This is a genomic window from Faecalibacterium faecis (assembly GCF_040096475.1).
GTDB classification, from domain to species: domain Bacteria; phylum Bacillota; class Clostridia; order Oscillospirales; family Ruminococcaceae; genus Faecalibacterium; species Faecalibacterium taiwanense.
Window position 1 is genome coordinate 1 of record NZ_JBBMEP010000038.1, and the last position, 8,047, is coordinate 8,047.

At 46.2% G+C, this 8,047-nt stretch carries 11 protein-coding genes; 10 read left to right on the top strand and 1 reads right to left on the bottom strand.

The features are described from left to right. Positions 1-251 (bottom strand): CHC2 zinc finger domain-containing protein (locus tag WMO17_RS12840; protein WP_435387702.1); only part of this gene is annotated, 251 nt, incomplete at its 3' end. Positions 252-505: 254 nt separating this feature from the next. Between WMO17_RS12840 and WMO17_RS12845 the strand changes: the two genes are divergently transcribed. The 10 genes from WMO17_RS12845 to WMO17_RS12890 all read left to right on the top strand — a co-directional run. Continuing rightward, positions 506-1,336, top strand: coding sequence for a helix-turn-helix domain-containing protein (locus WMO17_RS12845; RefSeq protein ID WP_349138293.1), 831 nt, complete (start codon positions 506-508; stop codon positions 1,334-1,336). Beyond that, positions 1,320-1,985 carry a sigma-70 family RNA polymerase sigma factor gene (locus tag WMO17_RS12850; RefSeq protein WP_349138294.1) on the top strand — a complete coding sequence of 222 codons (666 nt, stop codon included), beginning with the start codon at positions 1,320-1,322 and terminating at the stop codon, positions 1,983-1,985. Before WMO17_RS12845 ends, WMO17_RS12850 begins: the two co-directional genes overlap by 17 nt. A gap of 168 nt (positions 1,986-2,153) precedes the next feature. Then, positions 2,154-2,402 carry a hypothetical protein gene (locus tag WMO17_RS12855; protein ID WP_097776517.1) on the top strand — a complete coding sequence of 83 codons (249 nt, stop codon included), beginning with the start codon at positions 2,154-2,156 and terminating at the stop codon, positions 2,400-2,402. A 58-nt stretch (positions 2,403-2,460) separates the two neighbouring features. After that, on the top strand, positions 2,461-2,892 hold the full coding sequence (locus WMO17_RS12860; RefSeq protein ID WP_143405465.1) for a hypothetical protein: 432 nt from the start codon (positions 2,461-2,463) through the stop codon (positions 2,890-2,892). Between the two features lie 20 nt (positions 2,893-2,912). Further along, a complete protein-coding gene (locus WMO17_RS12865) occupies positions 2,913-4,379 on the top strand; it encodes an ABC transporter substrate-binding protein (protein WP_349138296.1) in 1,467 nt (488 codons plus the stop codon). A gap of 1 nt (position 4,380) precedes the next feature. After that, positions 4,381-5,178 carry an ABC transporter permease subunit gene (locus WMO17_RS12870; RefSeq protein ID WP_177713651.1) on the top strand — a complete coding sequence of 266 codons (798 nt, stop codon included), beginning with the start codon at positions 4,381-4,383 and terminating at the stop codon, positions 5,176-5,178. Next, positions 5,178-5,918, top strand: coding sequence for an ABC transporter permease subunit (locus WMO17_RS12875; RefSeq protein ID WP_349138297.1), 741 nt, complete (start codon positions 5,178-5,180; stop codon positions 5,916-5,918). The genes WMO17_RS12870 and WMO17_RS12875 overlap by 1 nt, the downstream gene beginning before the upstream one ends. A 168-nt stretch (positions 5,919-6,086) precedes the next feature. Next, positions 6,087-6,392, top strand: coding sequence for a type II toxin-antitoxin system RelB/DinJ family antitoxin (locus WMO17_RS12880; protein ID WP_270476888.1), 306 nt, complete (start codon positions 6,087-6,089; stop codon positions 6,390-6,392). Continuing rightward, positions 6,389-6,709 carry a type II toxin-antitoxin system RelE/ParE family toxin gene (locus WMO17_RS12885; RefSeq protein ID WP_349138298.1) on the top strand — a complete coding sequence of 107 codons (321 nt, stop codon included), beginning with the start codon at positions 6,389-6,391 and terminating at the stop codon, positions 6,707-6,709. Before WMO17_RS12880 ends, WMO17_RS12885 begins: the two co-directional genes overlap by 4 nt. A gap of 13 nt (positions 6,710-6,722) precedes the next feature. Beyond that, positions 6,723-8,047 (top strand): recombinase family protein (locus WMO17_RS12890; RefSeq protein ID WP_349138299.1); only part of this gene is annotated, 1,325 nt, incomplete at its 3' end.

Here is an 8,047-nt window from a genome sequence, read left to right on the forward strand (position 1 = left end):
GCGAAGTCATTTATCAGCTTCTCGGCGGCTTGCCGGGGGTTCAGGTCGAACAGCTTGGCGGTGAGGTCGATGGCATCTCCATTGGCTCCGCAGCCAAAGCAGTAATAATAGGTGTCATTCAGCTTCATGCTGGGGTCGCTGTCGGAATGGAATGGACAGCACACCATGCCATGGCGGTCGGGCTCCATGCCGTACATCTCTCCCACTTGCCGAACGGTGATGGCGGACTTGATCTTTTGATACAGGCTCAAGGGCATTTCTCCTTTGTTTCGTGCGTTGCACCAGAGACCCCAAAGTGGGAACTCTGGTGTTTTTTGTTTCCTGCCTGAATATACGGGGAATTTTGCAGAAAGAGCAAAAAAGCGGCAAAACTGCAACGGAAAAAGAAAAATGCCCTCACTGGTTGCAGGACTGCAACAGCAAGGGCGGAGAGGTAACCGTATATTGAACAAAACGGCAGAGCGTATTATAATGAGAAAAAAGATCAAAAAGGAGGGCCGACCACATGGCGCAGGAATATCTGCCCGCACCGTCCAACGTCCGTCTTGCGGACTTGATGAAAGAGCACAACATCAGCCAACCAGAGCTTGCCAAGGAGATCGGCTGCTCCAAGAGCACCATCAGCCGCTTCATCAGCGGTGCGAAAGGAACCCTGACCCATGAGCAGGTGCTGAGGATTGCAAGGCTGTTCAACGTGTCCACGGATTTTCTGCTGGGAGAAACCAACATCCCCGACCGCAAAAATTACGACATTGCCGAACTGGGCTTGTCCGTAGAAGCTGCAAAGAACCTCTACACAGGGCGTGTCAATACAGAGGTGGTCAACCTGCTGCTGGAAAACGCCCGCTTTGCAGAGCTTACTTACCGCATAGCGCAGTATTTTGATGATACCTTTGCATCCGGTATCGCGGCACAGAACGCCATGCTCACGACATTGAGCACCCTGCTGCGCACAAGGGTCAAGACCCCGGAGGCAGCCAAAGCCGCAAAGGACATCAGCCTTCGGAGAAAGCCGGTGTATCAAGGTGATCTTGATGACATTGAAATGTACTTCATGGCGGCGGTCAAGGAAATCAAAAAGGGTATCGGGAGCCATTACGCCGAACAGGAAGCCATGAGCAAGAAAGTGGCAGAGAAGATGTTCACCGAATTGACTAAAGGGCAGGATGTGCAGCACCCAACGATTACGGCAGAGCAGTTGACAGATGCAATGTTGGACAGCGTTTCGGGCATGGAAGGAGCTACGCCGGAAGCGCTGGAACAGCTGCGGAACGGTCTGCTGGGAATCTTGCAGTCTGCCGCAGAGCAGGAAAACGCCCATGAAGCAGACGAATGAACGGCTTTGTGCGCTGGCGCAAAAAGGCGATGCTGCCGCGCTGGACAGCCTGATCGACAACAACAAGTCCTTTATTGGCAAGGTGGCAAATGACCTTTTCCGCAGCATGAATCTGGCACAGTCCGGCCTGAACCTTGACACGGACGATTTGAAACAGGCGGGCAATCTGGGCTTATGGAAAGCTGTGCCGAAGTTCGATGCGGCGCGCGGCATGAAGTTCCTGACCTACGCGGCTCCTGCCATCCGCAACGCCATGATGGACATGGTTCGGGATGCCTTTACTGCTTTTGAGCAGCGGATGGTGACGGAGGATAAGGACGGTATCTGTTACCAGCGTGTTTCGCTGGACGATGTTCTGCCGGGAGAGGAACAACTGCGGCGCATCGAAGCCATAGCCGACCCCTACGCCATGCAGCCGCAGATCATTATGGAAGAGCAGGAATCGCGCCGAGAACTGTACGATGGGCTGAAACGGCTGACCCAACGGGAGCAGACCTATCTGCTGTACCGCTATGGCTTCACTGATGGCGAAGAGCATCCACTGATCGGCACGGCGATATACTTTCACCTGACAAAAGGCCGCGCCAAAAAGACGGAGGAACAGGCCATGGATAACCTGTGGCTGGAACTGCCGTGGTGGTTTCTTTGAATAAAAAGAAAAAAATCGTGATTGTGCTACAAGCTTTCTGGAAATTTATGTGCAACCATACGATTTTGAAAAAAATTGTGGACGGATGAAATAAAGCGGGCTTAAATTTCGTTGTTTTAAAAAGGATTTGTAAGAACTTCTTTTAGAACGTATATAGGAGGCCTTTTTATGTTAGAACAATTTTTCAAATCACAAGTTGCAGCTGTTTCTGACCCCTACCAGTGCAATCGCATCACGGATGCGTTGGCGGCTGCGGGAATCAAGTTCTATTGCAAAACTAAAGATGTCAATCGGCGTAATACGTTCGATCAGGCAAGAATTGGAACTCTAGGTATAAAACCAAAGTATATCACAGAGATATTTGTAGACAAAGAAAATGCAGATATGGCACTGCATATTGTACACACGCTAAAGTAAAGTCTGCGATATCATAGTTCTTACAGCGTGATATGTTTTCAGTTGACTGGAGAAAAACATGAAAAGAATTTGCATTGGACTTTTGACCGCACTAGGGTGTATTGCTGTAGCTACGGCGTTGATTGTTCGGCCATTTAGCAAAAAATCCATCCAGTCTTATGTACTGCGAAATCAGGATGAGCTGACAAACTATGCGCGGAAAGTGATAGAAGAACATCCAATGGGACCGCTAGAGTGGAATGGATGGAAAGTATATTATTACGCAGATGATATGGTGGAATTTTGTACAGGCTCTTTCGGGCTCATTCCGAGTACTACATATAAGGGCTTTTACTATTCTGAAGATGATGAACCACATGGCTTTCAAGATGTTCCGGTTGAGTTTGTAAAAAGTGGAAATGGATGGTCGTGGGCAGAATCAGAAGGTGATAATACACAATATACTGAACGAATTGCAGCACATTGGTATTGGTATGAAGCAAAATTTTAGAAGTCGGAGAACCTGAAGTTATGTATAACAATAGACGAAATAACCGATTTAGTATATTTATTGCCGCTATTATTGTAAGCCTGCTGGTTCTTCTCACAGGATGCGCATCTACCAAGAAGGAAACTGATTTAGCTAAGCCCGTTGCAGAGGATAGCTCAAATCCAGTCACTTTAACAGTCTACCTTACCGCTCACTATGCAAATCCTGATACACATTGTCCTATCTATGAAAAACTGCTAGATTATCAAAAAGAGAACCCGAATATCACAATACAGTTCGTATCGCCAAAAGAGGGTGATACCGCAGAGCGTGAGGCAGAGATTCATCAGCTAAATACGGAAATCCTTTCAGGCAAGGGTCCCGACCTTTTTATTATGGAAGGAAACCGATTGACGAATGTTAATCTATTTCCAGATATTGAAAAGAGTATGATGAATGGAGCTTTTCTCGATCTTACCGATGTAATGGATTCAAACGAATTCACAGCAGAGAATTTTTATATGCCTCTTTTAGATGCTGGAAAACTAAAAGGAAAACAGTATATTTTACCTTTGTGCTTTTCAGTTCCAGCTCTGACAAGTGCAGAAAGCGTTCTGAAAGACAGCGGATTTGATATGCAAGCCGCATCAAAAAGCCTTGCGGCCACGATGGATGAACTGCTGCGCGTCTACAAGGAAAAACCAATGCTGGTTGTGATGGACTTTAGCATGACAAGCGCGTTATCGCAGCCAATTATCGATTACAAGAATCACACTATTAACTTGGACACAGTTAGTTGTCGGCAAACATTAGCATACGAGAAAGAATTCCGTACGGGTGAAATTTCTTATGAGATGCAAAATGGTTTGTTTGACAGTTTCAATCCAGAAGTAGTCCAAGATTATTTTGCAAACGGTGAACCTTTTGCTAGTCTTGACCCAAGCTATATGACGGTGGGACTTCTTCGGCAGTGTGCAGCTCTTGGAATCAAAACCGTAACACTTCCCATTCCCAATGAGCTAGGCGGTGTTACTGCTGAAATCGGTTCTTACGCAATGGGAAATCGAAACACAAAGCATCCAGCAGAGGTAAAAGCACTTTTAGCTTATCTTCTTAGTGAAGAATGCCAGTCGAGTTCGGCGTTTGCAGATAAAGATATGTTTCCTGTCCGACGTGGATGTCTTAAAAAATGTATGGAAGCACAATATCAATTCAGTGTCTATGATGCATCCCATGAAAAAATAGGGCAAGAAGATATTGAAAACCGAAAAGAGATGTATGGTGACAATTTGACTGATGCACAGCTAGATCAACTTGAAACAATATGTGACAAGATCAATGCAGCGCAATATCACACAATTTGGTACCGTGCCTTGCAGCTTGATCAAAGTGAGGATGGCGGAAATCTTCTAAGCAAAACGATGGTTCAGTATTGGAATGATGAAATTACCCTTGATGAGCTTGTTGATCGACTTACTCCGCGGCTCAAATTGTACCTTGATGAATAAAATGAAAAAGAATCTTCAGAGCAATATCCTTCTTCTGCCGGCACTTATTGCCGGATTTTTTTGCTATCTGTTTCCAATCTTGATTGCTTTTGGGAAAAGTTTCTTTCTTGGAACAGGAACTGATTTTGTCGGCATACAAAATTATGTGGATCTTTTTGAAAATGAGGCATTTTCACTCGCTGTTAGAAATCTGTTTCATTTGTGGGCCATCATTGTACCCGTCAATTTGGTTATTGGCATTTTCATTGCGGAAGTTTATATAAAGCTCCGAAAAGAAAAACTTTGTCTGTTCTTCCTTGTTCCTTCAATACTTCCGGCAGCTTGTGTTGTGACAATTGCATCAAGCATCTTACAAAAGTCTCCTAGCCAGTGGGGTGAAACACCAGTTGCATTTTATGTGTTCCTTATAATTGTGTTATGGAAAACACTGGGATTCTCGATTTTGATTTTTATAGTTGCTATAAAATCCATAGAATCCGAGATCATAGATGCCGCCATGCTAGATGGAGTCAACCCTCTACAATGTTTTTGGTATATAAAGCTTCCAATCATAAAGAGTTCTTTATTGATTTGTGGAATCTTGACGATTTACAATAGCTTTCGATGTTTCCGTGAAGCCTATTTGATTGGTGGAAGTCATCCGAATGAGCAACTATATAGTATTCAACACTTTTTGCAAAACAATTTTATGAATATGAATTATGCACGGTTGGAAGCAGCATCTATCTTGGTTGTGATTTTTGTTGAAGCCTTTGTACTGAGTGGAATGTGTTTGGCGAGAAAAAAGAGGAATAACTGATGAACCCACGAAAAGAAGCTACATATAGGATGTTATCTTTGATAGCTGCTGTGATTTTTGTGCTGCCATGCGTATTTCTTGTTTTCCTGACATTTGAGATAAACCCAGATGACTTGTGGCAGATGGATTCTCTGATGGAATTCATTTGCGCCTATAAAAATACCGCGATTCTTGCAATTGCCGGAGTGCTTATTCAAATTATGATTGCACTGCCTGCAGGTTATGCGATTGCCAGAATCCCATCTCCGAAAGCGCAGACATTTTTTCTTTTGACCTGTGTTTTCTTTTTGCTTTTGCCGCAGCAAGCACTTATGCTCCCTCAATATCTGGTTCTGATGAATATTGGATGGTTGGATTCTCTTGAAGGGCTATTGATAATGACGGCTTTCCAGCCTTGGATGATTTTACTCTTTTGGTTCGCAGCAAAAAGAATTGACAGTAGCCTGTTCGATTCAGCAATTTGTGACGGCGCAAGTAACTGGGTGCTTTTTAGGAAAATTTATGCTCCAATTGTACGACCGTATGTTATGATTGCGGCATTCCTTTCTATCGCTGAGAGCTGGAATCTTTTGGAACAACCCATGACATTTTTGCAGAGCAAAGAAAGGTATCCGCTCTCTATGATTTTGATGCAGCTTTCAACGGATAATGCTGAATTAAAAAATGTCCTATGCTTGCTCTTTGCGGTTCCGCTGATGATTTTGTTCTGTACAATGGTAAAAAAGATAATCGATACATGAAAAATAAGAATGACTGGCTTGATTTCATTTCAGCAACAGGGCAGATATTTTGATTCTTGAACAATTCTGAAATAAATATGTTGTGCAATATGGAGAAATTTAATTATAAGTTTGGGAGTTGTTGATTTGCAACGCAAAATACGTTACAATAAGGCCGAGGTGATAACCATGGAAAAAACGATGACACTCAATCTTCGTGTCAACCCCACCGTTAAGCAGCAAGCCGAGGATGTGTTGAAGCAGCTCGGCATCCCGATGGCAACTGCCATTGATATGTACCTGCGCCAGATCACCCTGACTGGCGGCATCCCCTTCTCGCTATCCCTGCCGAAGGCTCCTGCGGCTTTGAACGCTGACACCATGACCGATGACCAGCTTCATGCGGCCTTGCAGGTGGGCATTAAGGAGATTCAGAACGGTGATGCCGTGGATGCTGCAAGCGCATTCGCACAGTTCAGGGAACAGCACAGATGAAGCAGTATGACGTGAAAATTTCTCGTGCAGCCCTCAGCGATATGGAGCAGATCTACGGCTACATTGCGGACCGTCTGCTGGAGCCTGACACGGCTATGGGGCAATACAACCGCATTGCAGAAGCCATCCAGTCGCTGAACATCCTGCCGGAACGCTGTGCGCTCGTGGAAAGTGAGCCGGAGCGCACCCAAGGACTGCGGCAGATGCTGGTGGACAACTACTTGGTGTTCTACATTGTGGGCGAGGATGCCGTGTCGGTGGCTCGTGTGCTGTACATCGCATCCGACCTTGTGCGCCGCCTGCGGAGAATGAAGTGAAAGGGGTGTTTGCATGACCGCCGTGATTTACGCCCGCTATTCCAGCGATAACCAGCGCGAAGAATCCATCGAAGGGCAGATTCGTGAATGTACGGCCTACGCCGAAAAGAACGGCATTACCGTGGTCAAACACTACATTGACCGTGCCCTTTCCGCCAAAACCGATAACCGCCCGGACTTCCAGCAGATGATCAAGGACAGCGAAAAACGGCTGTTTGACATCGTGCTGGTCTGGAAACTCGACCGTTTTGCCCGGAACCGCTATGATTCAGCCCACTATGAGTACCAGTTGGAACGAAATCATGTCAAGCTGGTATCTGCCACGGAGCCTATCTCTGACAGCCCTGCGGGTATCATGGTCAAGAGTATGCTCACCGGCATGGCTGAATACTACTCGGCAGAACTTTCTGAAAAAGTTGTGCGCGGCATGACCGAGAATGTTCTGAAGGGCAAGTACAACGGCGGCACGATTCCCATTGGTTTTAAGGTGGATGAGGAGAAGTTCTTTCAAGTCGACCCGCTGAAAGCTCCCTTTGTGGTAGAAGCCTTTCAGCGGTACAACGATGGCGCAACTATGAAAGAACTGATGAACTGGCTGAACGACAGTGGCGTGACCACCAACCGTAATCAGAAGTTTACCTACAACAGTGTTCAGACGCTGCTGACGAACAAACGGTACATCGGAGAAAACCACTTCAAGGACATTGTGATGCCCGACAGCATCCCGGCCATCGTGGATAAAGATTTGTTTGAGGAAGTGCAGCTGAAAATCAAAAAGAACAGCCGCGCTCCTGCCCGTCACAAGGCCGAGGACGATTACTTGCTCACCACCAAGCTGTTCTGCGGAATGTGCGGCGCGATGATGTTCGGCGAGTGCGGTACGGGTAGAAACAAAGTCGTTCATCATTATTATAAGTGCGCCACCGCGAAGCGTTTCAAGATCTGCAAGAAAAAGACCGTCCGTAAAGAGTGGCTGGAAGATTTGGTCATAGCTGAAACCATGAAGCTGATTCAGGACGATGCCGTGATTGATGCCATCGTTGCAGAAGTGATGGAGTTGCAGGATCAGGAAAACACCACGCTCCCTTTGCTGGAAAAGCAGATGCGCGAGGTGGAGAACGGCATTGAGAATATGCTGAACGCTATCCAAGCGGGTGTGCTGACCAATTCCACCAAATCGCGTTTGGAAAAGCTGGAAGCCCAGCAGAAAGAGCTTGAAATTCGGATCGCTGAAGAAAAAATCGCTCGACCACGGTTGAGCGAAAATCAGGTTCGGTTCTGGCTGACCCGGTTCCGCAAGCTCGACCCGAACGTGAAAAGCCACCGGGAAACGCTTAT